This is a genomic window from Glacieibacterium arshaanense (assembly GCF_004681125.1).
GTDB lineage: Bacteria > Pseudomonadota > Alphaproteobacteria > Sphingomonadales > Sphingomonadaceae > Polymorphobacter_A > Polymorphobacter_A arshaanense.
This window is the reverse complement of record NZ_SIHO01000002.1, coordinates 776,224-799,618: the sequence shown is the minus strand read 5'-3', so window position 1 is coordinate 799,618 and position 23,395 is coordinate 776,224. Positions and strand designations below refer to the sequence as shown.

Here is a 23,395-nt window from a genome sequence, read left to right as displayed (position 1 = left end):
AATGATGGCGGAAAGGGATTGCGGAGCAAGTCACCGTCATTCCTCGTTGAAACGGTAGCCGACGCCGTAGAGCGTTTCGATGGCCTTGAACTCGGGGTCGACAACGCGGAACTTCTTGCGCAGCCGCTTGATGTGACTGTCGATGGTGCGGTCATCGACGTAGACATCGTCCTGATATGCCGTGTCCATCAGCTGATCGCGCGACTTGACGAAGCCGGGGCGCTGCGCCAGCGCCTCCAGAATCAGGAACTCGGTCACCGTCAACGCGACATCGTTGCTGCTGCCCGGCCCGCGCGCGCCGGGCTCGCCCCAGGTGACGCGGTGACGCGCGGTGTCCATCGTCAGCCGGCCGCGCGTGAAGGCCGCGGCCGCGACCGCCTCCTCGCCTGGCTCGGGATCGGGGGCGCGACGGTTGGCCGCACGGCGCAGCACAGCGCGGATGCGTTCGATCAGCAACCGCTGCGAAAATGGCTTGCCGATATAGTCATCGGCACCCATCGCGAGGCCCAACGCCTCGTCGATCTCGGTGTCTTTCGAGGTCAGAAAAATCACCGGCAGCTCGGTTTTTTCGCGCAAGCGGCGCAGCAGTTCGATGCCGTCCATGCGCGGCATCTTGATATCGAGCACCGCAAGGTCCGGCGGATTTTCTGTGAGCGCTTTCAGCGCGGTGGCGCCATCGGCATACATCCGCACGGTGAAGCCTTCATTTTGCAGCGCAATCGAAACCGACGTCAGAATATTGCGATCATCATCGACCAGTGCGATCGTAGCGGACATGCCCGGACCCTCGGTTGAAGTGCGGGGATTGACCTAGCCTATCGACCGGCCGCCTGCAAATCAGTCGACCAATTCGCGACAAACGCTTTACCTGACCCCCTTGCGCCGTGTATGCGGCGCCGGATTGGCGCGCAGCAATGCGTTGCCGGCGGCGCGAGGAACGGACGTGTCGTGCATACGTATTCACGATCAGGATTCAGGAGACCAGACGGTGACCAACGCTTCGACCAGCACACTTGTTCGTCAATCGCGCCACGGCCTTGACGTGCAGGGCTTCGCGACCAAGGCCGAACTGCACTGGAACCTTGGTACCGCACCGCTGATCGGACGCGCTGTCGAAGCCGGCGAAGGCCTGCTCAGCGAAGACGGCGCCTTTGTCGTCGAAACCGGCAAGCACACCGGTCGTTCGGCGAACGACAAGTTCATCGTCAAGGACGACGTCACCGCGCCCGCGATCTGGTGGGGCAAGACCAACAAGGCGATCACCCCGGCGCAGTTCGCCAATGTGAAGGCCGATTTTGCTGCAGCGCTGGCTGCAAAGAAGACGCTTTATGTGCAGGACCTGTTCGGCGGCTCGCAGCCCGAACATCGCGTCCAGGTCCGCGTCATTACCGAACTCGCCTGGCACTCGCTGTTCATCCGCACGCTGCTGGTGCGCCCCGAGGCTGAAGCGCTCGCTGACTTCCTGCCTGAGTTCACCATCGTCGATCTGCCGAGCTTCAAGGCCGATCCCGAACGTCATGGCTGCCGCAGCGAAACGATCGTCGCGGTCGATTTCGAAGGCAAGACGATCCTCATCGGCGGCACCAAGTACGCCGGCGAAATGAAGAAGTCGGTGTTCTCGATTTTGAACTACCTGCTGCCCTTGAAGGGCGTCATGCCGATGCATTGCTCGGCGAACATCGGCCCCAAGGGCGATACCGCGGTGTTCTTCGGCCTGTCGGGCACCGGCAAGACGACGCTGTCGGCGGACGCCTCGCGCACGCTGATCGGTGACGACGAACATGGCTGGTCGGATACCGCCGTGTTCAACTTCGAAGGCGGTTGCTACGCCAAGGTCATCCGCCTGTCGGAAGAAGCCGAGCCCGAAATTTTCGCGACCACCAAGCGCTTCGGCACAGTGCTCGAGAACGTCGTGATCGATCCGGTCACCCGCAAGATTGACCTCGATGATGCGAGCCTCGCCGAAAACAGCCGCGCGTCGTACCCGATCCACTTCATCCCCAACGCCAGCGATGACAACCTCGGCCCGGTTCCGAAGAACATCATCATGCTGACCGCCGACGCGTTCGGCATCCTGCCCCCGATCGCCAAGCTGACGCCCGACCAGGCGATGTACCACTTCCTCAGCGGCTACACCGCGCGCGTCGCCGGCACCGAAATCGGCGTCACCGAGCCCGATGCGACGTTCTCGACCTGCTTCGGCGCACCGTTCATGCCGCGCCACCCGTCGGTTTACGGCAACCTGCTCAAGGAGCGCATTGCCAAGGGCGGCGTCGATGTCTGGCTCGTCAACACCGGCTGGACCGGCGGCATCTACGGCGTCGGCAAGCGCATGCCGATCCGCGTGACGCGCGCGCTGCTGTCGGCCGCACTCGACGGGTCGCTCAACAATGCACCGTTCCGCACCGATCCGTTCTTCGGCTTCCAGGTGCCGATCACCGTGCCGAACGTCGACATGCAGATCCTCAACCCGCGCGACACCTGGGCCGACAAGGATGCCTATGACGCCAAGGCCAAGGCGCTGGTGAACCTGTTCATCGCCAACTTCGAGCAGTTCGCCGACCATGTCGATGCCGGCGTGCGCGACGCTGCCCCGAAGGCCGCATGATACCTGACACACTCGTGCCCCGCGACCGCTGGCAAGCCATTGGTCGCGGGCTGCAGTGCCGCTGCCCGGCGTGCGGGCAAGGTAAGTTGTTCGGCAAGTTCCTCAAGCCGGTAGCGCAGTGCGCTGCCTGCGGCGAGGATTTCACCGCGCAGCGCGCCGATGACTTCCCGCCGTATCTGGTCATCCTGATTCTGGGCCATGTGCTGGCGCCGATCGCCGTCGCGGTCGAAATCAATTACCACCCGCCGATGTGGGCGTTCGCGCTCACCGCGTCGCTGATCGTCATCGTGCTGGCCCTTCTGATGCTGCAACCGGTCAAGGGCGGCGTGATCGGCCTGCAATGGGCCGGCCGCATGGGCGACTTCGCGGCCTAAAGCCCCAGCGCCCGCACCACCGCGCCCTGGTCGAAATACGGGCGCTCGCAGATAATCTTGGCGGTGCCGGGTGCGAACTCGAAGCTCGCGGCCATGCGGACGCGGAAGCTTTTGCCGGTGGCCTCGACCGTGCGGCCCGGCAGCCGTAGCGGCCCGAGATGCGTGCCGGTCAGCCAGAATTCGACGAGAACTGAATCGCCGTCTGCGGCAATCGCGATGATGTCGTTGCCCTGGTCGGGAAACGGCGTGCGGGATGCGGCGAAATAGCCGCGCACTGCGGCTTCGCCGTCGAACACCGCGCCGCCACCGTGCATTTCGTAGCGCGGGTGCGCGAAGGTGGCGATGACGCCGTCCCAGTCGTGGACGACTTCGAGCGCCATGTGGTCACGCACGGTCTGGATGCGGGCGGCGGCGAGGTCGGGCATGTGGACTCCTCCGGATGGGCTGCGCGCGTCGTGGCAAAGCCACGCCGTCGGACGGGTTCGTCGGCTTGGCGCCTTCGCCCCGCCGGCCGGCCTTGCGCGAGTCCGCGCCGAAGGCAAAATTCGCTGCGCAAATTTCGACTTCGGCGCCGGCCGCGCTAGCGGCTAAAATACCGCGCATAAGCCGGCAACGTCAAAAACGGCGCCAGTTCATCCGCCAGTGTCAACGTCGTAAACACGTCGGCGGCTTCCTTGAACTTGCCAGCTTCGAAGAAGTTGCCGCCGACTTCGGCCTTGAGGACCTCCATCTGCTCGTCAACGACGCGTTCAATCAGCGCGTCATCGACGGTTTCGCCGGAGTCGAGCTTCGCGCCGACCTTGCGCCACTGCCACAGCTGCGTGCGGCTGATTTCGGCGGTGGCGGCGTCCTCCATCATGTTGTGCAGCGGCGCAGCGCCGACGCCGCGCAGCCAGCTGGCGATATAGGCGATGCCGACATTGACGTTCATCGACAGCCCGGCGAGCGTCTTGGGGCCTTCGGGGGCCGTCGTCAGTTCCTCGGCCGTAACGCTGCCGGCCGGAATCTTCGACAGCTGGTTCGGGCCGGGCATGACGCGGTCGAAAACTTCCATCGCGACGCCGACGAGGCCGGGGTGCGCGACCCAGGTGCCGTCGCAGCCGTCGGTGGCTTCGCGTTCCTTGTCGGCGCGGACCGCGGCATAGGCCTTTTCATTCGCGGCTTCGTCGTTCTTGACCGGGATGAACGCGCTCATCCCGCCCATCGCATGCGCGCCGCGCTTGTGGCAGGTGCGGATGACGTGCAGCGCATAGGCGCGCATGAACGGCACCGTCATGTTGACCGCGGCGCGGTCGGGCAGGACGTGGCTGGCGTCGTTGCGGAAGGTCTTGATGTAGCTGAAGATATAATCCCAGCGGCCGCAGTTGAGTGCGGCGATATGGTCGCGCAGTTCGAACAGGATTTCGTCCGCCATGAACGCGCCGGGCAGCGTTTCGATAAGCACCGTCGCCTTGATGCTGCCGAGCGGCAGGCCGAGCGCCGACTGCGCGAACACGAAGACGTTGTTCCACAGCCGCGCTTCGAGATAATGCTCGATCTTGGGCAGATAGAAATACGGGCCCGACCCCTTGGCGATCAGCGCCTTGGCGTTGTGGAAGAAATACAGCCCGAAATCGAACAACGAGCCCGATACCTGCTGGCCGTCGACGACCATATGCGCTTCGGGCAGGTGCCAGCCGCGCGGGCGGGCGATCAGCGTCGCGGTGGTGTCGTTGAGCTTGTAGGTCTTGCCCTTGTCTTCGAGGCTGATCGTGCCGGCGCAGGCATCGCGCAGGTTGATCTGACCTTCGACCATGATGTCCCACGCCGGGGTCGAAGCATCCTCGAAGCACGCCATATAGCATTTGGCGCCCGAATTGAGCGCGTTGATGACCATCTTGCGATCGACCGGTCCGGTGATTTCGACGCGGCGGTCCTGCAGGTCGGCAGGTGAACCCGCGACCTTCCAGTCGCCGAGCCGCACCGCCAGTGTTTCGGGGGCGAAATCGATCGGGTTGCCGGCATCGAACCACTTCTGGCGATTCTCGCGCGCGCCGAGCAGCGCCTGGCGCGTCGGCTCGTACATGCGGTGCAGGTTGGCGACGAACGTCAGTGCGTCGTCGGTCAGAATCGTTTCATAGCCCGGCTTCATCACGCCGGTAATCGTCACGCCTGCAACTGCCACAAGTGTCTCCTTCAACCTTCAAACCGAAACGGGGTCACCCCGCGCGAACGTTCATCGAACCGCAACCGCGTGCCCGCCGGGGCAATGCTGCGCTGCCGGCAACCGGTGCGCGCACACGCCGCGCACCCAAGACCGATCGGCACAGCCGGCGTGGTATCGAGTTCAAGCCCGTGCGCATAGACCAGCGCGCGCGCATGCGCCAGTTCACATCCGAGCGCGATGACAAATTCCGGCCGCGTCGACCCGAACGGCATCGCGAAAGTCCGCACGGTGCGGGCGATGGTCAGGAAACGGCCGCCGTCTTCGGTTTCGACAACCTGGCGAACGATGGCGCCGGGCCGGTCGAACGCCGTGTGCACCGCCCATAACGGGCAGCCGCCGCCGTGCTGCGCCAGCGGCGTGTTGAACGCCGACAGCCGCTTCGAGACATTGCCGGCGCGGTCGAGCCGCATCAGGAAGAACGGCACGCCGCGCGCGCCCGGGCGCTGCAACGTCGTCAGCCGGTGCGCGACCTGTTCGAACCCCGCGCCGAATCGCGCCTGCAGCAGCTCGACGTCATAGCCCAGCGCCTCGCAACTGCCGACGAAGCGGCCATACGGCATCATGATCGCTGCGGCGGCATAGTTCGCCAGCACCTGCACGCCGATGCGCGCGCCGGCGCGGTCTTCGGCACCGTCGCTAAGGTCGGCACCGACCAGCGCGGCATCGATGACAGGGCGCAATTCGCTCAGCGCCAGCTGGCAGGCGATGTGAAAGCGCCGCGACGACGCATCGAGGCCTTCAGACAGTTGCAGCTGCCGCGCATGCAGATCGAGCCGACGCAGATGGTCAGGCATGACGTCAACGGGCAGCACACGCACGGTCAGCCCGTGCCGGACGCGGAGCCGGTCGGTCATCGCGGCGCTGAGATCGGCCGACGCCAGCCGCAGGTCATCGGCAAGTGCCTCGCAGGCTGCGTCAAGTTCGGGGAAGTGATTGCGGCGGTCGCGAAGCAACTGTTCGACGCGTTCGACAGGGCCGGCCGTGGTTGGCGCCGCACTTTGCTGCTTGGTCACGCCACTGACGTGCAGGGCATGCAGCCGCAGCAACGCCGCCGCGACTCCCGGCGCCGAGGCGGCGACTTCAGCGAGTTCGGTGCGGCCGGCGCTGATGCCGGTGAGTGCCGGGTCGGCGAGCACGCGCGCCAGTTCGGCGGCCACCGCGTCGCTGTCATCGCCGGTCAGTTCGCGCAGGTCGAAATTATAGACGCTGGCGAGCTTGAGCAGGAACGCCGCGGTCAGCGGCCGCTGGTTTCGCTCGATGAGATTGAGGTAGCTGACCGATACGCCGAGATCTTCGGCCATGCGGGTTTGCGTCAGCGCCTGTTGCAGGCGTAAACGCCGCAGCCGCGCGCCGGCGAACAGCTTGCGATCCTGCGGACTCACGCTGCTGTCGCGCGGTTGCCCAGCGCCTTTTGTAAATATTTTGACAAAAAAACAACTCGGAGCGTTTGCGGTTGGACAAATCGACACGATTTCGACATCATCGTGATTGACCTCGCCGTAACGCATCGGCAAAGGACTGACAAGCGCAGCAAACGACGGCGCGGCAACGGGAATTTGTCCCGCCACCGTGACGGTTTTGTAAAGCGCTGGTAAAAGAATTCCGTGCCGCCGGTGAAATTATCCACCGATACGCACAACCGATCTACTCTGGGGAGGGTAGCCAACGCCCGCCGGATCGCAACAGCGAACGGCGGGCGTTTCCTTGTCTGCTATGTGGCTGTCGGGGCTACGGCCGCAGCGCGCGGTTTAGCGGCGCTTTTCCTGGACGCGCAGGCTGGCGCCGTCGGGCAGCCGCACCAGCACATGGTCGCTGAAACGATTAATGACGGGGGCCTCGACATCGCGGCTGGTCACGCAGCCGGTGCGATAGTCGGTTTCGCGAAACTTGACGACGCGGAAGTCGGCGGCACGCACATCGGGGGTATCGAGGTTGATTTCGGTTGCGCCGGAACCGTCGGCAGCACGCTGGCTCGAACTGGTCATCGGGCGAACTCCTGAATTTCAAAGTTGTTCCGGGGCTTTTGGGCCCCGGAACTTCTGTTCGTCAGCGACGGAAGAAGCGACGCTGGTTCATCGGCGGATTGACGGTCTTCTCGCGGAAGACGATGCGCCCCTTGTCGAGGTCATACGGCGTCATTTCGACGTGCACGCGGTCACCGACAATCGAGCGGATGCGGTTTTTGCGCATCTTGCCGGCCGTATAGGCGATGATCTCGTGTTCGTTTTCGAGGCGGACGCGGAACCGGCCATCAGGCAGGATTTCCGAGATGACACCTTCGATTTTAATCGCTTCTTCTTTTGCCATAAGGCTTAGACCAGCGCGAGGTTGACCGCCGAGCTGCGACCCTGACGGTCGTTCTCGACATCGAAGCTGACCTTCTGACCTTCGTTGAGGCCATTGAGGCCCGAGCGTTCGACCGCCGAAACGTGGACGAAAACGTCCTTCGATGCGCCGTCCGGAGCGATGAAGCCATAGCCCTTGGCGCTGTTGAAAAATTTGACGGTACCGATCGCCATGTAGAAACGTCCTTAGATAGTTTTAACGGCCCACACGCCAAATGCGCGCAGACACCGACTGCTGAGTAAACGAAAGAGGTGCGCGAACGCCGCCTGACGAAAGCCTGCAACTTCGGCTGCGGGCCATATGCGCCTTTCGGGGGCCAATTGCAAGCAAGCCCCCCGGATGGCGCGGCGTTACTGGCAATATTGCAGCTATTTTGCCGCCGTTCACGATTGGTTCGGCGAATATGTCGCATGTGATGGATACCAACCTGCTAGCGTGCGTTGGAGGGCTCAAGGACTCCATCATGGCAACTACGCGCAAGGCATCCATTCGCACGACCGTCGCTGCCCGAACCAAGGCGGCGGCGCTGGGCGGCGGTCTAGCCAATGCGCTCGACGGCGAGCATTTCAAGCAGTTCCTCGACCAGATGCCGTTTGCGGTCGCCGTTTCGCAGCTCAAGCCCGCCGAACGCATCATCTACGTAAACCACGAGTTCGAGCGGTTGACCGGCCACGGTCCGATCGACCTCGCCGGCAAGCCGTGGATTGCGCTTGCCGGTGAAGCCAGTGGCGAAGATGACAAGCGCAAGCTCGGCAAGGCCGTCACCGCCGAGCAGGATTATATCGGGACGTTCGATATCGCGGTCGAAGGCGCCAAATCCAGCGTCGATGTCTGGTCGAACATCATCGAGGATGACGGCGGCACCGCAACCTTCCGGCTGATTGCGCTCGCCGATGCCGGGCCGCGTGACGGTGCCGAGCGCGCCGCGCTCGAACAGGCCGTCCAGGACAAGGACCTGCTGCTCAACGAGCTCCAGCACCGCGTCAAAAACAACTTGCAGATGATCACCGCGCTGATCCGGCTCGAAGCCCGTAACATCCCGCAGGACGCCAGCGACACGCGCTTCGACCGGCTGGCGGGGCGCGTCGAAGCGCTCGGTCTGCTGTATCGCTCGCTATCGCAGGAAGACGCCGGCGACACCATCGACCTCGGCACCTACCTCAGCGAAATCGCTGCGGCGGTGATGCGCGCGCACGCAGTCGAGGGTATCCACCTCGAGCTCAAGGTGGACAGCTGGCCGGTCACCATCAACGTCGCGATGCCGACCGGGCTGGTCGTCAACGAGCTGTTGACCAACGCGCTCAAGCACGCATTTCCCGCCGGCCGTGAAGGCACGATCACGTTGCAGTGTCTTGTCGACAAGCGCGGTTGCGAAATCATCGTCGCCGATGACGGCATCGGACTGCCCGTCGACGCGGTATGGCCGAAACGCGGCAAACTCAGCGCGATGATCGTCCAGTCGTTGCGCCAGAACGCCAAAGCCCAGATCGACGTCGAATCGCACAAAGGCAAAGGCACGCGCGCCACCATTATGTTCACCCGCGCCGATGGCGAGGCGAAGGCTTAGCCGGTCGCCGACCAGCTTTGCTGGCGCAGGACGACATCGGTCTGCTTGCGCGCCGCGAGGCGCGGACCGAGGAAGCTGTAGAAGAACCAGTCCTTCAGCGCGAACGGCGTGGCGTGGTAGACGATGCGTTCGAACAGCGTCCAGCGCACGCCCTTGCGATCGGCGCGGCGCAGGCTCGGCACGCACCAATGGTCGGGCGCATAGGCGATCTTGCCCTGCCCCAGCACGCGGTGCGCGAGTTCATGGTCCTTGACGACATAGGGCCAGATCGCCGCGTCATAGCCGCCCGCAGCGTTCAGCGCGGCGGTGCGGTAGCAATGTGCGTAGCCGCCGGCATGCGCCTGGCCGCTGAGCAAATAGGGAATAATGTTCGAATAGAGCCAGCGCCGCGCCCGTGCCGGCAGCGTCGCTTCGGCGCCGGCGACTGCGTCATGCGCCAGCACTGCCACTGTTCCCGTTCCGCGCGCATCGAACAGCGCAGCCGCACGCGCCAGATAGGCGGGCGGATATTCGGTGTCGGCATCGCACACCGCGACGAGCTCGGACGTGACCGCCAGCAAGCCGGCGCGCAGCGCGCGGACCTGCCCAGGCCGCGGTTCGTCGAGCAATCGCACATCGATATGCGGGTGGGTATCGGCAAACGCACGCACCACCGCTGCCGAGCCATCGGTCGAGCCATTGTCGACGACGATCAGCGCAAAGCGTTCGGTCTGCGCTGCCAGCGAGGCCAGCGTCGCGCCGATGAACGCCTCCTCGTTGTAGCACGGGATCACCACCGTCCAGCGCGGGTGTGCGGCTGTTGCGTCCGCCATTACGTTCAACTGTCGCTGCCCCTTGTTCGATTTCTATTGACCCGGTCGCGCCACGCTCTGCATGGCAACGGCGCGTGTCATCGCCCTGCCCCGCCACTGTCCTGAAGGTGCCACCCGTGCGTCCTGTCGTCAAATTGCTACGTGCCGCCGAATGGGCAAGCTTCGAGGCCTCGGGCAACTTCGCCGGCTCCGCCGACGACGCGCGCGACGGCTTCATTCACCTGTCAACGCCCGAGCAGGCCGTTGTCACGCGCGAGAAGTATTTTGCCGGCGAGTCGGGTCTGGTCGAAGTGACCTGTAATGCCGATGCGCTTGGCGATGCGCTGCGCTGGGAGCCGTCACGCGGCGGCGCACTGTTCCCGCATTTGTACCGCCCACTGCTGCTCGACGACGTAACGGCCACACGCCACCTGTAACCGGGTGCAGGGGCAAGCCCCTGCCCGCCGGAGGCCCCTTCAAGCCGCCGGAATTGCTGACGCCCCACGCTGCGCCGCTTTGGCACCAACAAACCCGGGCGCGGACTTCAATCGCTGCCAATAGTCCTGCACCACCGGCGCGAGCTCATCGCCCAGGCCCAGCGTGTTCGCCAGCAGCAGCGCATAGCCGACCGAGATATCGGCGGCGGTGAAACGACCGGCGCAAAGCCAGTCTTTGCCGCCGGCCAGCGCGTTTTCGACTGCGACGGTGCGCTTGACGAACCAGCGCGCATAGTCGGCGGCGACCTTGGGCTGGCGGCGTTCTTCGGGTTCGAGGCGCGTATAGCGCAGCACCAATGTCTGTGGGAAGGTCAGCGTCGCTTCGCCGTAGTGAAGCCAGTTCAGCCAGGCGCCATAGTCAGGGCCGGCGACATCGACAGCGAGGTCGACTGAGCCCTGCCCGCGGTAACGCGTCGCCAGATATTCGACGATCGCCGCCGATTCGGTCATGTGCGTCGCGCCGTCCTCGAAGAACGGAATGGTGCCGAGCGGGTTGGTCTGCAGATAGTCGGGTTTGAGGAAGCGCGGCGGAAACGGCAGCAGCTCGAGCTCATAGGTCAGCCCCAGCGCCTCGAGCGCCCACAAGGGCCGGAACGACCGTGCATCGGCGCAGTGCCAAAGTTTCATGTGACGAATTCCCCGGATATGCTGCTATTCAGCCTCGCTTCAGCATTGCCGGTCAACAAACGGCACCGCAAGCGCATAAAGTTGAACGGGAACTGCCGCATGACCACTACACCCGCAAAACCGATGACTGCCACGCGTGCGCTGCTGCTCGGCGCGCTGGGCGCGACTGCCGCGGTGGCGTTGTTTGTCGGGCTCGACCTACACCCCGCCGCCACCGACGCCCAGACTGCGGCGCCGCTGACCGCGCGCATGGCGCCGGTCGATCCGACGCAAGTCCAGCTTTCATACGCCCCCGTCGTCAAGCGCGCCGCGCCCGCCGTGGTCAACATCTTCGCCGCCAAGCTTGTCGCCACCGGCCCACGGACGATGGAAGAATATCTGCGCCAGCAGTTTTCGGGCGTTGCGCCGCCGCCGCGTGTCGCGCGCTCGCTCGGGTCAGGCGTCATTGTCGATGCCGACGGGCTGATTGTCACCAACAGCCATGTCGTGGGTGACGCCACCGACATCCTGGTGTCGCTCGCCGACCGCCGCGAATATCCGGCGAAGATCGTGTTTTCGGACCCGCGCACCGATCTGGCGGTGCTGCGCATCGACACCAAGGGCGTACCGCTGCCCACCGTCGAACTCGCCGATTCGGACGCGGTTGAAGTCGGTGACATCGTGCTCGCCATCGGCGACCCGTTCGGCATCGGCCAGACTGTCACGCATGGCATTATCTCGGCGCTCGCGCGCAACGGCCTGGGCGCATCCGACCGGCAATTCTTCCTGCAGACCGACGCCGCGATCAACCCCGGCAACTCGGGCGGCGCGCTGCTCGACATGCGCGGCCGGCTGATTGGCATCAACACGATGATCGCAAGCCAGACCGGCAATTCGGTCGGCATCGGCTTTGCCATCCCCTCGAACATGGTGCGCGTGTTCCTCAAGGCCGCGCCGTCGGGCAAGCTCGTCACCGGCTGGATCGGCGCCGAAGGCGAAGGCGTGACCCCCGACACGGCGCGCGCGCTCGGCTTTGCAACACCGCGCGGCGTACTGCTGACCAATGTCGCGCCCGGTTCACCTGCGGCCGATGCCGGCCTGAAAGAAGGCGATGTGCTGGTGTCGGTCAACGGCAGCGACGTCGCCAATGCCGGCATGCTGCGCTACAAAATCGCCACCGAGGCCGTCGGCAGCACCGCCAGCATTGGCATCATCCGCAACGGCAAGCCGATGACCATACCGGTCAAGCTGGAGAAGCCGCCCGAAAGCCCGCCGCGCGACATCACCGTCATCACCGGCAACAACATTCTCAACGGCAGCAAGATCGCCAACCTGTCGCCGGCCTATGCGCAGGAACTCGGGCTCGGGTTCCCCGAAAAGGGCGTCGTCGTCATCGAGATTTCAACCTCGGCACCGGCACTGAGGCTTATCAACCTGCGCCCCGGCGACCTGATCGAAACGGTCAATGGCAAGGCCGTGCGCTCGGTCGCCGACGTCAAACTGGCGGTGCAGTCGGGCCCGCCGGCGCTGCGCTACCGCCGCGCCAGCCAAACGTTCGATTGCGCGCAGGCGGGCAACCGCTTCACCTGCGAGACGGGCGGCACGCCGCCATCGCCTCGTTAAGGGCCTCCGGCGGGCAGGGCCTTAGGCCCTGCACCCAAATGAATTCCGTGCGACATAACGCGACGTTGGGGGCTGCGGCGCTGACCCAATATCCGGGTGCAGGGGCAAGCCCCTGCCCGCCGGAGGCTCTTAGACTTCAAATTCCAGAATCACTGCATCCACCGCAAGGCTCTCGCCGACGCTGGCGCGAACTTCCTTGATCGTGCCCGACTTCTCGGCGCGCAGGATGTTTTCCATCTTCATGGCTTCGACGGTGGCGAGTGCCTGGCCGGCTTCGACCTTGTCGCCTGCCTTGACGCCGAGTGCCATGACGAGGCCGGGCATCGGGCATAGCAGGTAGCGCGACATGTCGGGGGCGATTTTGGGGATCATGTAGGCGGCGAGTGCGGCGCTGCGCGGCGTGAGCACGCGTGCGATGTGGCTGGCGCCGCGCGTCGTCAGCCGGAAGCCGGCGGCGAGGCGGTCGATGGCGATGACGACGGTGCGGCGGTTGCCGTCTTCGTCTTCGAGGCGCGCTTCGAACAGCGGCTCGCCGACGCGCCATTCGGTGGTCAGCCGCAGCGTCACGCCGCCGAGTGCGACATCGTAGGAGTCACCGGCGGCCAGCACCGAAACCGCGTGGTTTTCGCCGCCGAGTTGGACGACCCAGTCCTCGCCATATTGCGCGCCGTAGCCGTTCAATTGCCCGTCGATGAGCTGCGCGCGTTCAGTATCGACGGCGTTGATGACGGCAGCGGCGGCGACAAGGCCCTGGATGGTTTCCGGCGTCGCGGGGGCGCCGTGGAAGCCGTCGGGATATTCTTCGGCAATGAACGCGGTGGTGACCTGCTCGCCGGCCTGGAAGCGCGGGTGCTGCATGACCGCCGAGACGAAATCGATGTTGTTGCCGACGCCGCGGACGAGGTAGCGGTCGAGCGCGATCGTCTGCTTTTCGATGGCTTCGGCGCGGGTAGCGCCGTGGGTGATCAGCTTGGCGATCATCGGGTCGTAGAACATGCTGATTTCAGCGCCTTCGACGACACCGGTATCGACGCGGACGCCGTCACCTTCAGCCGGCGGCGCGCACCGCGACAGGCGGCCGATCGACGGCAGGAAACCGCGGTACGGGTCTTCGGCATAGACGCGCGTTTCGATCGCCCAGCCGTCGAGCTTGACGTCCTTCTGTGTAAAGCCGAGCGGTTCGCCGGCGGCGACGCGGATCATGCATTCGACCAAGTCGAGCCCGGTGATGCATTCGGTGACCGGGTGCTCGACCTGCAGCCGCGTGTTCATTTCGAGGAAGTAGAAGCTGCGGTCGGCGCCGGCGATGAACTCGACGGTACCGGCGCTGAAATAGCCGACGCCGTTCGCCAGCGCGACGGCCTGCTCGCCCATCGCCTTGCGCATTTCGGGTGTCACGAACGGGCTCGGGGCTTCCTCGACGACCTTCTGGTGGCGGCGCTGGATCGAGCAATCGCGCTCGTTCAAATAGACGGTATTGCCGTGCTGGTCGCCGATCAGCTGTATTTCGATGTGGCGCGGCTGTTCGACGAACTTTTCGATGAAGACGCGGTCGTCGCCGAAGCTCGCCTTGCCTTCGTTGCGCGTCGACTGGAAGCCATCGCGGACGTCGCGCTCGCTCCATGCCAGTCGCATGCCCTTGCCGCCGCCGCCGGCCGAAGCCTTCATCATCACGGGGTAGCCGATTTCGTTGGCGATGCGGACCGCATGCTCGGTGTCGTTGATTTCACCGATGAAGCCCGGGACGACCGACACGCCGGCGGCTTGTGCGAGCTTCTTCGATTCGATCTTGTCGCCCATCGCGGCAATGGCCTTGGGCGGCGGGCCGATGAACGCGATATTCTCCTTGGCGAGCGCGCTGGCGAACCATTCGCGTTCGGACAGGAACCCATAGCCCGGATGCACCGCCTGCGCGCCGGTCTTCAGGCAGGCCTGCACAATGGCATCACCCAGCAAGTACGATTCGGCAGCCGGCGGCGGTCCGAGGCGCACCGCTTCATCGGCCATTTCGACATGCAGCGCGGCGGCGTCGGCGTCGGAATAAACCGCGACGGTCTTGATGCCCATCTTGCGCGCGGTCTTGATGACGCGGCAGGCAATTTCACCACGGTTGGCGATGAGGATCTTGTCGAACACTGGGCAGGCTCCTTTTGCGCGCCCTTCAAAGCCGCTCATGACGTTCGCGTCAACCTGTGAGTGCGACGCGCTGCACGGCGCGCATGAAAAAGGCGCGGACGCTGTTACCGCGTCCGCGCCGATTTCAATCGATTGGCTTCAGGCGGCGACGCTAGCGCGTCGGCGGCTACGCAGCGTGCCGCCGACCATGCCGAAGCCGGCAATCATCAGCGCCCAGCTGGCGGGCTCGGGAACGGCACCACTGGTGCGGCCATCGAACGTCACTTCGCCGACGAATTCCCATTGGCGATAATACTGCTGCAGTTCGAGCGTGTGGCTGGTGCCCGTCAGGTTGAGGCCGGTGAAATTGATCCAGCCGATGCTGCCATAGCCTGGCTGGCTGAACGCGGTGTTGACGCCATCGATCAGGATCGCGGCCGGCGCATAGACGCCGCCATAGGTCGTGTTGTCGACGAAGACACTCAGGCCAGTCACCGTCGTCCCCGCCGCAAAATGGAAGGTAATGACCGGGTTGTTCTCGACCAAAGAAAGCCAGCCGACATAGGGACCGGTGCCCGCCAGGTTTTCATACGAATACCAAGGCAAAGCCGGCACGACGCCATCGGTCAGGTCGCCGCTGCCACCCGACAGATAGGCACCGTCGCAGCTGGTGCAACCGCTGCCGGTGTAGTTTACATCCCAATAGTTCAAGCCGCCACCTGACGCGGTACCGCCGCCGTTGACCATATCATAGCTGGTCGAAAAGACCTGCACCGCGCTTGCCGGCAGCGCCGTGAGCGCGATCGCGGCTGCCGTGATCGCCAATGAAAATTTCATGTTTTGCCACCCCGTACGTGTTGAACGTCCTAGACCGGTAACATGTGGTTAGGGCAATTCAAATGGTGAAAATTGATTAATGGTGACAAAATGCTAGGCGGTGCGGGCGTCGTGGCAAAGCCACGCCGTCGGACGGGTTCGAGCGGCAAATGCGCCGCCCGCCCCGCCGGCCGGGCACTGCGCCGAGTCCGCGGCTAACGCGGCAATTGGAAGGGCAATTGCCGCGTTAGCCGCGGCCGGCTTGGCCTAGAGCGGAATATTATCGTGCTTCTTCCACGGATTTTCGAGCTTCTTCGTCCGCAGCTTGCGCAGCCCCACCGCAATCCGGCGGCGCGTCGAATGCGGCATGATCACTTCATCGATGAAGCCCATCGACGCCGCCACAAACGGGTTGGCGAAGCGCGCTTCATATTCCTTGGTGCGTTCGGCAATGGCTTCCTTGTCGCCGATATCCGAGCGGAAGATGATCTCGACCGCACCCTTGGCGCCCATCACGGCGATTTCGGCGGTCGGCCAGGCGTAGTTCAAATCGCCGCGCAGATGCTTCGACGCCATGACGTCATAGGCGCCACCATACGCCTTGCGGGTAATGACGGTGATCTTCGGCACCGTCGCTTCGGCATAGGCGAACAGCAGCTTGGCGCCGTTCTTGATGATGCCGTTATGCTCCTGCGCGGTGCCGGGCAGGAAGCCGGGGACATCGACGAAGGTGACGATCGGAATGTTGAACGCGTCGCAGAAACGCACGAAGCGCCCGGCCTTTTTCGATGCGGCGATGTCGAGGCAGCCGGCCAGCACCGTCGGCTGGTTGGCGACGATGCCGACTGTCGAGCCTTCGACGCGCGCGAAACCGACGATGATGTTCGCCGCATGGGCCGGCTGGATTTCGAAGAACTCGCCCTCGTCCGCGACCTTGCGGATCAGTTCGTGCATATCATAGGGCTTCGCCGCCGACGCCGGCACGAGCGTATCGAGACTCATTTCGAGACGCTCGGGGTCGTCGCTGCTCGGCCGGTAAGGCACGCCGACACGGTTGTTCAAAGGCAGGAAATCGAAGAACGCGCGGGTGCGCAGCAGCGCATCGACATCATCCTCGCACGCCAGATCGGCAACGCCTGACTTGGTGGTGTGGGTGATGGCGCCGCCGAGTTCGTCCTGCGTCACGACTTCGTTGGTGACGGTCTTGACCACGTCGGGGCCGGTGACAAACATGTAGCTCGAATCCTTCACCATGAAGATGAAGTCGGTCATCGCGGGCGAGTAGACCGCACCACCGGCACAAGGCCCCATGATCAGCGAAATCTGCGGGATGACGCCTGACGCCAGCACGTTGCGCTGAAACACTTCGGCATAGCCGCCGAGCGATGCGACGCCTTCCTGGATGCGAGCGCCGCCGCTGTCGTTGAGCCCGATGACCGGCGCGCCGACCTTCATGGCATTGTCCATGATCTTGCAGATCTTCTGCGCGTGGCGTTCCGACAGCGACCCGCCGAACACGGTGAAATCCTGGCTGAACACATAGACGAGCCGGCCGTTGATCGTGCCCGATCCGGTGACGACGCCGTCGCCGGGGATCTTGGTCGCTTCCATGCCGAATTCGACGCAATTATGTTCGACATACATGTCGAGCTCTTCGAAACTGCCCGGATCGAGCAGGATATCGAGCCGCTCGCGTGCCGTCAGCCGGCCCTTCTTGTGCTGCGCGTCGATACGCACCTGTCCGCCACCCATGCGTGCCGCTTCGCGCCGGCGTTCGAGCTCGACCAGTGTCTGCAACATGTAACCCAAATCCCCATCACTGCGATTCGCCCATGCGACTAGCGCCTTGCGCAGGGCCTGTCACTTATCAATGCCAGCCTTGCGTGTTAGAATCACAGCATCGCCGACGCCAACGCCGGCGCAACACGGGGAGGATGGACCATGCTACGTGTCCTGACCGGCAGCCTGATTGCTGCCATCGTGATGTTCCTGATCGGCTTTCTGGCGTACGGCACCCCACTGATGCGGCTGGGCTACGGGCAGGCCACCGATGCGGTGCAGCTCGACGTGCAGACCGCGCTCAAGGCGCTGCCCGGCACCGGCACCTATGTCATCCCGTCAGGCGACAGTGCCGCGACGACAGCGGCATTCGCCAACGGCCCGGTCGCCACGATCAACTACAACGCCGGCGGTTTCGCGATGGTCGATCCGCAAGTCATGCTGACCGGCTTCATCCATATGTTCGTCACGGCGCTGCTGCTCGGCATGACGCTGTGGGGGGTGCGCGGCCGCGTCCCCGATTTCCCGTCGCGCGTGCGTCTGGTCATCGGCATCGCACTGGTCGCGGTGGTGTTCATCAACCTGTCCGAGCCGATCTGGTTCCACCATGACTGGCGCAACGCGCTGTATGTCGGTGCGATCAACTTCATCTCGCTGTGCGCGGCGGGGCACATATTGGCGCGCTGGTTCGTACCGGCGCGGTAGTCAAGGGCCTCCGGCGGACAGGCCTGAGGCCTGCACCCATTTGTATGGCCTCTTCAATTGGGTGCAGGCGTCACGCCTGCCCGCCGGAGGCTCTTATGCCAACAAACTCAATAGTCGTTCGGCCGCCGCCAATGACCGCTGCCGCGCTTCACGTGCCGGAATCGCCAGCGGATCGAGGCCCCATTGTTCGGCCTGCCAGATTTCTTCGAGTTCGCCGGCCTGCCACAGCGTATCGGCATCGATGGCGCGCGCACCGAACGCCAGCCCGAGGATTGCCGAGCCGGCAATGGTCACCGCCGCACTCAGCGCCGCCAGCGTGAAGGCATCGAAGCCGGCATAGGCGGCGGCGATGCGCGCGCAGGTCGCGGGCGGCTGCGGCGTGTGGATGATGCCCGCGGTGACGGTGAAGGCCACGTCATAGCGCGCCGTCGCCCAGGCCAGCCATGGGTTCCATTTTTCCGCCTGCAGCGCCACCAGCGCCGGCGGCGCTTCGGCGCGGTAACACAGCAAATCGGATTCGGCGTAGGCGGCGAGGCCCTGCGCATAGTCGGCGCGCGCCGGTTCGATGCGGTCGATCGCGGCATTCGCCAGCCCGGTCAGCACCATCGCTTCGGGTTTGATTTCCGTCTCTTGCGCGTCCCATTCGGCGGCAACTGCATCGGCGAGCGCGCGCGTCGGCAGCCGAAGTTCGACACGTGCGGGCGTGCGCACCGGCTTGCCGTCGAGCGTGATGCCCAGCGTATCAGTGACCGCGACAACCTTGTAGAAACGCTTCACAAACGCTCCTTGAGCCAGCGCAGCCGCAACCAGCGCGCTAGCACCAGCGACCCGACCAATCCGACCGCAATGACCAGCGCACCACCGACGGGTGACGGCGCCCCGAAACGGTCAGTCGCCGCCCAGACCAGTCCGGCGAACGCCACGGCGATGCCCGCCAGCCGCAGCAGCATCAGTTGATACAGTTTCGCCTTGAATGGATCGGGTTCGGTCACTCGGCCTCCAGTGCAGCAATCAGCGCGCTCACATCGGTCACGACGCTATGTGCGCCTGCCGCCAGCAACTCGTCGGGGTGGTGATAGCCCCAATCGACACCGATCGGCCGGACGCGGGCGTTGACCGCCATTTCGATGTCGAAGTGGGTGTCGCCGATCATCGCTGTAGATTCGGGCGCGGCACCGGCATCACGCATTGCGGTGTGGATCATCGACGGGTGCGGTTTTGACGGGTGGCGGTCGGCGGTCTGCAACGTGACGAAATGCCCCGCCAGCCCGTGATGGTCGAGGATTAGCGCGAGCCCGCGGTCGGACTTGCCCGTGGCGACACCCAGCAGCCAGCCGCGCGCTTCGAGTTCGAGCAGGCAGTCGGCAATGCCCGGGTACAGCGGCTCGGGCGCCAGCCCGCCCGACCCGCGCAGCCGGTGGAAGGCGTACTTGTAGTCGTTCGCCAGCGTCACATGGAACGCCGCGTCAGCGTCGGGCAGCAGCACCTGCATGCCCTCGATCAGGCTCAGCCCGACGATGCGTCGCGTATTGTGCGGGTCGGGCGGCACCAGGCCGTTGCGGTCAAAGGCATCGCCCATCGCCGCAATGATGTTGGCCTGGCTATCGACCAGCGTGCCGTCGCAATCGAAGATGGCGAGGCGGGGAAAAGCGTTTGCGGACATTGCCGCTGCTGTACCCCACCCCGCACGCCGGGGGAAGCGGCGCTCAGCCCGCCAAGGCGCGCCGGCGCGTCCGCAAGCTACCGCCGATCATGCCGAAGCCCGTAATCATCATCGCCCAACTTGCCGGTTCGGGAACCGATTGCAGCGCAATCCGGTAGCCGACGGGGTCGCTCCCATCGAACTGGTTGTCAAAATATCCGTTTACGTAACGGTACCATTCTTCAAAAGTTGTGACATTGCCCCAGCGATCAACCGACCTGCTGTAGGAATTTTTGCCGGTGGTGAACGTCCCGGAAACACTGTCAGTATTCAATGCCCCGACGTTGTAATAGAGGTCATAGTCATCACCGCCACACCAACCGGTTCGGTATTCGCAATATAGAAAACTCAGGTTTTCGATATAGCTGACATTGAAGAAAATCGCCGGTCGCGAAAATTGAATCGACACGCGATACTTCGTGCCCTGCGCCAGCCCGCCCGACGGCCACGGCAAAGGCAGATTGGCGCCACCCGAATAGGGGTCGATCATCGCCACACCGGTCTGCACGATCTTGAGCGCGTGCGCCGGAGCCGCCGTCAGCGCCATGGCAGCCGCCGCAATCGCCAGGACATTTTTCATGGAGTCGCACCCCTTCAAAATCAGCCCCTGCCAAGACAGCGATACAATCCATATCGATGTTAATCAATGTTTAGTATTTGTTAACGTCAGAGTGGGTTGCGCGTTGCCCGCACCACCGCCGCCACATCGTCGCGGCCCAACGCTTCAAGCGCCGACGTCAATCCTGCAACATCCGCGTCAGGCTTGTTCTGGCTGAGCTTGCGCGTCGCGCGCAGTGTATCAATCGTCAGTTCAAAGCCGGTGATGCCGCCGCACATCGCCTCGAACCGCGCCGGCGTCATCTTGGCGCGCGTCCAACCTTCACCGACACGCGGCTCGAACGTGGCGGCGCTGGCATCGAGAAGCGCCACCAACTCATCGGGGTCAAGGCGCCGCAACGGCCCCGCCAGTTCGACCGCAACATAGTTCCACGTCGGCACCTGATCGGCGGCGGCGTACCAGTTCGGGCTGACATAATGGTCGTGCGCGGCAAGGCTCGCGGTCGCGTGGCCGCCGCCGAGATGCGGCGTCAGCGCGTTGCCGTTCGACAGATGGAAGCGCGCACGCCCGTCAGCAATCAGCAACGGCGCATGCGCAACGCGCGGGCCGTCGGGCGTCAGTGCAAAGATGTGCGCGAACGCGACATCAGCCGCAAACGCCAGCGCCGCCGCACCATCCCAGCTGAACGCCGCTGCCGGGTGCAACGCTGCTCAGCCCCGGCCGCGGCCGCGCGGTGCGCCGCCGGAAGGGCGCGGCGCCTTGACGGGAGCGCGCGGCGCTTCTTCGGCGCCGCGGCCGCGGCGTTCGCCCTTGCGCGACTTTCGGCGTGCCTTGGCTTCGGCAGCTTCGGCCTTGCGCTTTCCTTCGGGGGTGTCGAGGTAATGCACCTCGTCGAGCGGCAGATCGCCGTTCGCGAGATCAAAGCCGAGCAGGTTGAAGCTTTCGCTCATGTGGTTGGGTAGGTCGGCAATGATGTCGAGGCTGCCGCCATCGGGATGGTCGATCAGCAGGCGGCGCGCGTGCAGGTGCAGCTTGCGCGACACGCCGCCGGTCAGGAACGCTTCCTTGCCGCCGTATTTGGCATCGCCGACAATCGGATGGCCCAGCGCCGCGGCATGCACGCGGATCTGGTGCGTGCGGCCCGTCAGCGGCTGGAACTCGACCCAGGCGGCTTGCAGCGCGGCATGGTCGAGCACGCGGTAGCGCGTCTTGGCGTTCAAGCCGACTTCGGTATCGACATGCATCTTCTCGCCGCCGGTGCCGGGCTGTTTCGCCAGAGGCGCATCTATCTCGCCGGCTTCGGGCTCAGGCATGCCGACCGTCAGCGCCCAATAGACCTTGCGCGCGGTTCGGCCCGAAAACGCCTTCGAAAAGAACGCCGCCGCGCGTGCCGTGCGCGCCAGCAGCAGCACCCCCGAGGTATCCTTGTCGAGCCGGTGCACCAGCTTCGGCCGGTTGGGCAGCGTGTACTGCAGCGCGTCGAGCAGCCCGTCGACATGCGTCGTTGTGCCGGTGCCGCCCTGCGTCGCCAGCCCTGCGGGCTTGTTGATGACGATCGCCTGCGCGTCCTTGTGGATGACCAGCGACTGCGCATAGTCGATTTCGGCCTGGCTCAACACGCGGCGCGTTTCAGTCGGCGCCATCGTCGCACCAGGTAACGCGGCATCGGCCGGCGGGACGCGCAGCACTTGGCCCGCCAAGATACGGTCGCCCGGCGTCGCCTTCTTGCCGTCGATGCGCAGTTGGCCGGTCCGCGCCCAGCGCGACACGGTGTTGAAGCTGACTTCGACCATATGGCGCTTGAACCAGCGGTCCAACCGGATGCCGTCATCGTCAGGTTCGACGGTGAAGCTCCGGAAATTGTCCGGCACCGGCTTGATTTCGTTACTCATGCTGCACCCAATCCGCGCACTATCCACAACCCGATGAACAGCGCCGCCATGCTGCCGATCACCGAGGCGGCGGCATAGGCGACCGCGAGGCCGGGTTGGTTGCGCGTTACCATATTGACCATTTCGAGGCTGAACGCCGAAAATGTCGTAAATCCGCCGAGCACGCCGACGCCGAGCAGCAACCGCAAATGCTCGCCGCCCTCATTGACGCGCGCCAGCATGCCGACCACCAGCCCCATCGCCAGCCCGCCGAGCAAATTGACCGCGAGCGTGCCGATCGGGAACCCCGGGCCGAACGCCGCAAGCGCCCAGCGCCCGACCAGATAGCGCAACATCGCACCGGTGCCACCACCGATGGCGACCAGCAGCAGCGGCGGCAAAGCAGAAATCATGTTCATTATCGCGTCTCTCTAGCGCGAAAGCCCAAATCAAGCCACCCCGCCAGAATCTTAGGCCACCCCAAACGTCCAGCCCTCGGTCTGCGCCACCACCGCAAGCCCGGCGGGTGCCCACCAGTGCGGCTGTGCATGGATGGCGCGCAGGCCGGCGGCCGTCACCAGCGCGTCGCCGACATGGTCGGGGAATGTCGCATCGAACCCCGCCGGCATCGCCGCGCTGCCATGCGCCGCGAGAACGCGGTCGAGCGTCGCGCTGTCGCGAATCTTGCCACGCACCCCGCCCATCCGCGCGAACGCCTGCGCGTAGATTTCAACCAGCAACGGCCCCGTGTCAGGCACCACATCGAACGGCCACACCGGATGCGGCAGCCGGTGCAGCAACCGCATCGCCGACAGCGTCGCCTTGCCGACCTGCGCCGCGCCGAGCAGCACGAAGTTCGACGTCGGTTGCCCGAGCTTCGACGCCGCATAGGCCGCTTCGGTGGCGCGCAGATGCGCGCGCAAATGGCGTGGGCCGTCAGCCGCCCCCAGCCAGAACGCATCGCGGCGGTGGTCGACATAGGCATGGCCACCTAGATCGGGTTCAGCCGCGCACACCGCATCGATGTCCGCCCACAACGCCCGTGCCGGCCCTTCGAACCCCGGCACCGCGGCGAAGCCAAACCCCGCGTCCATGCCGATCAGCACGTCGCCGTCCAAAGCGGCGAGCCAGTCAAGCACGCCTTGGCGCGACCAGACACCGCTCGCTGGCAGTACCAGACGCGGCGCGGTATCGCCGGATTCGGCGATGGCCACTTGCACCGACTTGTGC

25 protein-coding genes and 1 pseudogene are annotated in these 23,395 nt (G+C 64.7%); 6 read left to right on the top strand and 20 right to left on the bottom strand.

Annotation, left to right across the window (positions count from 1 at the left end):
* Positions 1 to 36 precede the first annotated feature (36 nt).
* Positions 37 to 777, bottom strand: coding sequence for a response regulator transcription factor (locus EUV02_RS10060; RefSeq protein WP_135246090.1), 741 nt, complete (start codon positions 775 to 777; stop codon positions 37 to 39).
* A gap of 211 nt (positions 778 to 988) precedes the next feature.
* On the opposite strand from EUV02_RS10060, the gene EUV02_RS10055 reads away from it, so the two are divergent.
* Positions 989 to 2,608 (top strand): phosphoenolpyruvate carboxykinase, encoded by a 1,620-nt coding sequence (locus EUV02_RS10055; RefSeq protein WP_135246089.1) that lies wholly within the window; start codon positions 989 to 991, stop codon positions 2,606 to 2,608.
* Positions 2,605 to 2,982, top strand: coding sequence for a DUF983 domain-containing protein (locus EUV02_RS10050; protein ID WP_135246088.1), 378 nt, complete (start codon positions 2,605 to 2,607; stop codon positions 2,980 to 2,982). The genes EUV02_RS10055 and EUV02_RS10050 overlap by 4 nt, the downstream gene beginning before the upstream one ends.
* Here EUV02_RS10050 and EUV02_RS10045 read toward each other — a convergent pair.
* The 6 genes from EUV02_RS10045 to EUV02_RS10020 form a co-directional block, all read right to left on the bottom strand.
* Positions 2,979 to 3,407, bottom strand: a complete 429-nt coding sequence (locus tag EUV02_RS10045; protein WP_135246087.1) for an ester cyclase — start codon at positions 3,405 to 3,407, stop codon at positions 2,979 to 2,981. The genes EUV02_RS10050 and EUV02_RS10045 overlap by 4 nt on opposite strands.
* Positions 3,408 to 3,562: 155 nt before the next feature.
* On the bottom strand, positions 3,563 to 5,146 hold the full coding sequence (aceB, locus tag EUV02_RS10040; RefSeq protein ID WP_243445853.1) for a malate synthase A: 1,584 nt from the start codon (positions 5,144 to 5,146) through the stop codon (positions 3,563 to 3,565).
* 11 nt (positions 5,147 to 5,157) lie between these two features.
* Entirely contained in the window at positions 5,158 to 6,570 is a 1,413-nt protein-coding gene (locus EUV02_RS10035; protein WP_243445852.1) for a helix-turn-helix domain-containing protein, read from the bottom strand.
* A gap of 366 nt (positions 6,571 to 6,936) precedes the next feature.
* The gene (locus tag EUV02_RS10030) at positions 6,937 to 7,173 is read right to left on the bottom strand and encodes a hypothetical protein (RefSeq protein ID WP_135246086.1); all 237 of its coding nucleotides are present in this window, start codon (positions 7,171 to 7,173) and stop codon (positions 6,937 to 6,939) included.
* A 61-nt stretch (positions 7,174 to 7,234) separates the two neighbouring features.
* The gene (infA, locus tag EUV02_RS10025) at positions 7,235 to 7,495 is read right to left on the bottom strand and encodes a translation initiation factor IF-1 (protein ID WP_135246085.1); all 261 of its coding nucleotides are present in this window, start codon (positions 7,493 to 7,495) and stop codon (positions 7,235 to 7,237) included.
* A gap of 5 nt (positions 7,496 to 7,500) precedes the next feature.
* The gene (locus EUV02_RS10020) at positions 7,501 to 7,707 is read right to left on the bottom strand and encodes a cold-shock protein (protein WP_135246084.1); all 207 of its coding nucleotides are present in this window, start codon (positions 7,705 to 7,707) and stop codon (positions 7,501 to 7,503) included.
* A 290-nt stretch (positions 7,708 to 7,997) separates the two neighbouring features.
* On the opposite strand from EUV02_RS10020, the gene EUV02_RS10015 reads away from it, so the two are divergent.
* Positions 7,998 to 9,101, top strand: a complete 1,104-nt coding sequence (locus EUV02_RS10015) for a sensor histidine kinase (RefSeq protein ID WP_135246083.1) — start codon at positions 7,998 to 8,000, stop codon at positions 9,099 to 9,101.
* Here the strand turns inward: EUV02_RS10015 and EUV02_RS10010 are convergent.
* A complete protein-coding gene (locus EUV02_RS10010) occupies positions 9,098 to 9,913 on the bottom strand; it encodes a glycosyltransferase family 2 protein (RefSeq protein ID WP_135246082.1) in 816 nt (271 codons plus the stop codon). The two genes, EUV02_RS10015 and EUV02_RS10010, sit on opposite strands and share 4 nt — an antisense overlap.
* Before the next feature lie 116 nt (positions 9,914 to 10,029).
* On the opposite strand from EUV02_RS10010, the gene EUV02_RS10005 reads away from it, so the two are divergent.
* A complete protein-coding gene (locus tag EUV02_RS10005) occupies positions 10,030 to 10,329 on the top strand; it encodes a DUF952 domain-containing protein (protein WP_135246081.1) in 300 nt (99 codons plus the stop codon).
* Positions 10,330 to 10,368: 39 nt separating this feature from the next.
* Here the strand turns inward: EUV02_RS10005 and EUV02_RS10000 are convergent, their stop codons facing one another.
* Entirely contained in the window at positions 10,369 to 11,016 is a 648-nt protein-coding gene (locus tag EUV02_RS10000) for a glutathione S-transferase family protein (RefSeq protein WP_135246080.1), read from the bottom strand.
* A 99-nt stretch (positions 11,017 to 11,115) separates the two neighbouring features.
* Between EUV02_RS10000 and EUV02_RS09995 the strand changes: the two genes are divergently transcribed.
* Positions 11,116 to 12,618: a Do family serine endopeptidase gene (locus EUV02_RS09995; RefSeq protein WP_135246079.1), complete on the top strand. Its 1,503-nt coding sequence runs from the start codon at positions 11,116 to 11,118 to the stop codon at positions 12,616 to 12,618.
* 129 nt (positions 12,619 to 12,747) lie between these two features.
* On the opposite strand, the gene EUV02_RS09990 is transcribed toward EUV02_RS09995, so the two are convergent.
* The 3 genes from EUV02_RS09990 to EUV02_RS09980 all read right to left on the bottom strand — a co-directional run bounded on the left by EUV02_RS09990 (position 12,748) and on the right by EUV02_RS09980 (position 17,349).
* Positions 12,748 to 14,754, bottom strand: a complete 2,007-nt coding sequence (locus EUV02_RS09990; protein WP_135246078.1) for an acetyl-CoA carboxylase biotin carboxylase subunit — start codon at positions 14,752 to 14,754, stop codon at positions 12,748 to 12,750.
* 138 nt (positions 14,755 to 14,892) lie between these two features.
* Positions 14,893 to 15,570: a PEPxxWA-CTERM sorting domain-containing protein gene (locus EUV02_RS09985; protein WP_243445851.1), complete on the bottom strand. Its 678-nt coding sequence runs from the start codon at positions 15,568 to 15,570 to the stop codon at positions 14,893 to 14,895.
* A 246-nt stretch (positions 15,571 to 15,816) separates the two neighbouring features.
* The gene (locus EUV02_RS09980; protein ID WP_135246077.1) at positions 15,817 to 17,349 is read right to left on the bottom strand and encodes an acyl-CoA carboxylase subunit beta; all 1,533 of its coding nucleotides are present in this window, start codon (positions 17,347 to 17,349) and stop codon (positions 15,817 to 15,819) included.
* 141 nt (positions 17,350 to 17,490) lie between these two features.
* Here EUV02_RS09980 and EUV02_RS09975 point away from each other — a divergent pair, with 141 nt between their 5' ends.
* Positions 17,491 to 18,033 carry a hypothetical protein gene (locus tag EUV02_RS09975; protein ID WP_135246076.1) on the top strand — a complete coding sequence of 181 codons (543 nt, stop codon included), beginning with the start codon at positions 17,491 to 17,493 and terminating at the stop codon, positions 18,031 to 18,033.
* 93 nt (positions 18,034 to 18,126) lie between these two features.
* Here EUV02_RS09975 and EUV02_RS09970 read toward each other — a convergent pair whose 3' ends face one another.
* The 8 genes and pseudogenes from EUV02_RS09970 to EUV02_RS09935 form a co-directional block, all read right to left on the bottom strand.
* Complete coding sequence (locus tag EUV02_RS09970; RefSeq protein WP_135246075.1) at positions 18,127 to 18,810, bottom strand: ATP12 family chaperone protein; 684 nt, start codon at positions 18,808 to 18,810, stop codon at positions 18,127 to 18,129.
* Entirely contained in the window at positions 18,807 to 19,025 is a 219-nt protein-coding gene (locus EUV02_RS09965; RefSeq protein ID WP_135246074.1) for a hypothetical protein, read from the bottom strand. Before EUV02_RS09965 ends, EUV02_RS09970 begins: the two co-directional genes overlap by 4 nt.
* Positions 19,022 to 19,696 carry an HAD-IA family hydrolase gene (locus EUV02_RS09960; protein WP_135246073.1) on the bottom strand — a complete coding sequence of 225 codons (675 nt, stop codon included), beginning with the start codon at positions 19,694 to 19,696 and terminating at the stop codon, positions 19,022 to 19,024. Before EUV02_RS09960 ends, EUV02_RS09965 begins: the two co-directional genes overlap by 4 nt.
* 43 nt (positions 19,697 to 19,739) lie before the next feature.
* Positions 19,740 to 19,835 (bottom strand): annotated as a pseudogene (locus tag EUV02_RS16115) (PEPxxWA-CTERM sorting domain-containing protein); the annotation flags it as partial.
* A 566-nt stretch (positions 19,836 to 20,401) separates the two neighbouring features.
* Positions 20,402 to 20,998: an FMN-binding negative transcriptional regulator gene (locus tag EUV02_RS09950; RefSeq protein WP_135246072.1), complete on the bottom strand. Its 597-nt coding sequence runs from the start codon at positions 20,996 to 20,998 to the stop codon at positions 20,402 to 20,404.
* A gap of 6 nt (positions 20,999 to 21,004) precedes the next feature.
* Positions 21,005 to 22,186 carry an RluA family pseudouridine synthase gene (locus EUV02_RS09945; protein WP_135246071.1) on the bottom strand — a complete coding sequence of 394 codons (1,182 nt, stop codon included), beginning with the start codon at positions 22,184 to 22,186 and terminating at the stop codon, positions 21,005 to 21,007.
* A complete protein-coding gene (gene crcB, locus EUV02_RS09940) occupies positions 22,183 to 22,584 on the bottom strand; it encodes a fluoride efflux transporter CrcB (protein ID WP_135246070.1) in 402 nt (133 codons plus the stop codon). Before crcB ends, EUV02_RS09945 begins: the two co-directional genes overlap by 4 nt.
* 51 nt (positions 22,585 to 22,635) lie before the next feature.
* Positions 22,636 to 23,379 carry a hypothetical protein gene (locus EUV02_RS09935; protein ID WP_243445849.1) on the bottom strand — a complete coding sequence of 248 codons (744 nt, stop codon included), beginning with the start codon at positions 23,377 to 23,379 and terminating at the stop codon, positions 22,636 to 22,638.
* Between the last annotated feature and the right edge of the window lie 16 nt (positions 23,380 to 23,395).

Bases quoted from the DNA above. Each gene is read 5' to 3' on its own strand.
- EUV02_RS10060 (WP_135246090.1), bottom strand. From the start codon at position 777: ATGTCCGCTACGATCGCACTGGTCGATGATGATCGCAATATTCTGACG.
- crcB (WP_135246070.1), bottom strand. From the start codon at position 22,584: ATGAACATGATTTCTGCTTTGCCGCCGCTGCTGCTGGTCGCCATCGGT.
- EUV02_RS10015 (WP_135246083.1), top strand. From the start codon at position 7,998: ATGGCAACTACGCGCAAGGCATCCATTCGCACGACCGTCGCTGCCCGA.
- EUV02_RS09995 (WP_135246079.1), top strand. From the start codon at position 11,116: ATGACCACTACACCCGCAAAACCGATGACTGCCACGCGTGCGCTGCTG.
- EUV02_RS09945 (WP_135246071.1), bottom strand. From the start codon at position 22,186: ATGAGTAACGAAATCAAGCCGGTGCCGGACAATTTCCGGAGCTTCACC.
- EUV02_RS10000 (WP_135246080.1), bottom strand. From the start codon at position 11,016: ATGAAACTTTGGCACTGCGCCGATGCACGGTCGTTCCGGCCCTTGTGG.
- EUV02_RS10010 (WP_135246082.1), bottom strand. From the start codon at position 9,913: ATGGCGGACGCAACAGCCGCACACCCGCGCTGGACGGTGGTGATCCCG.
- EUV02_RS09980 (WP_135246077.1), bottom strand. From the start codon at position 17,349: ATGTTGCAGACACTGGTCGAGCTCGAACGCCGGCGCGAAGCGGCACGC.
- EUV02_RS10030 (WP_135246086.1), bottom strand. From the start codon at position 7,173: ATGACCAGTTCGAGCCAGCGTGCTGCCGACGGTTCCGGCGCAACCGAA.
- EUV02_RS09975 (WP_135246076.1), top strand. From the start codon at position 17,491: ATGCTACGTGTCCTGACCGGCAGCCTGATTGCTGCCATCGTGATGTTC.
- EUV02_RS09985 (WP_243445851.1), bottom strand. From the start codon at position 15,570: ATGAAATTTTCATTGGCGATCACGGCAGCCGCGATCGCGCTCACGGCG.
- EUV02_RS10045 (WP_135246087.1), bottom strand. From the start codon at position 3,407: ATGCCCGACCTCGCCGCCGCCCGCATCCAGACCGTGCGTGACCACATG.
- EUV02_RS10050 (WP_135246088.1), top strand. From the start codon at position 2,605: ATGATACCTGACACACTCGTGCCCCGCGACCGCTGGCAAGCCATTGGT.
- EUV02_RS09960 (WP_135246073.1), bottom strand. From the start codon at position 19,696: ATGTCCGCAAACGCTTTTCCCCGCCTCGCCATCTTCGATTGCGACGGC.
- EUV02_RS10020 (WP_135246084.1), bottom strand. From the start codon at position 7,707: ATGGCGATCGGTACCGTCAAATTTTTCAACAGCGCCAAGGGCTATGGC.
- infA (WP_135246085.1), bottom strand. From the start codon at position 7,495: ATGGCAAAAGAAGAAGCGATTAAAATCGAAGGTGTCATCTCGGAAATC.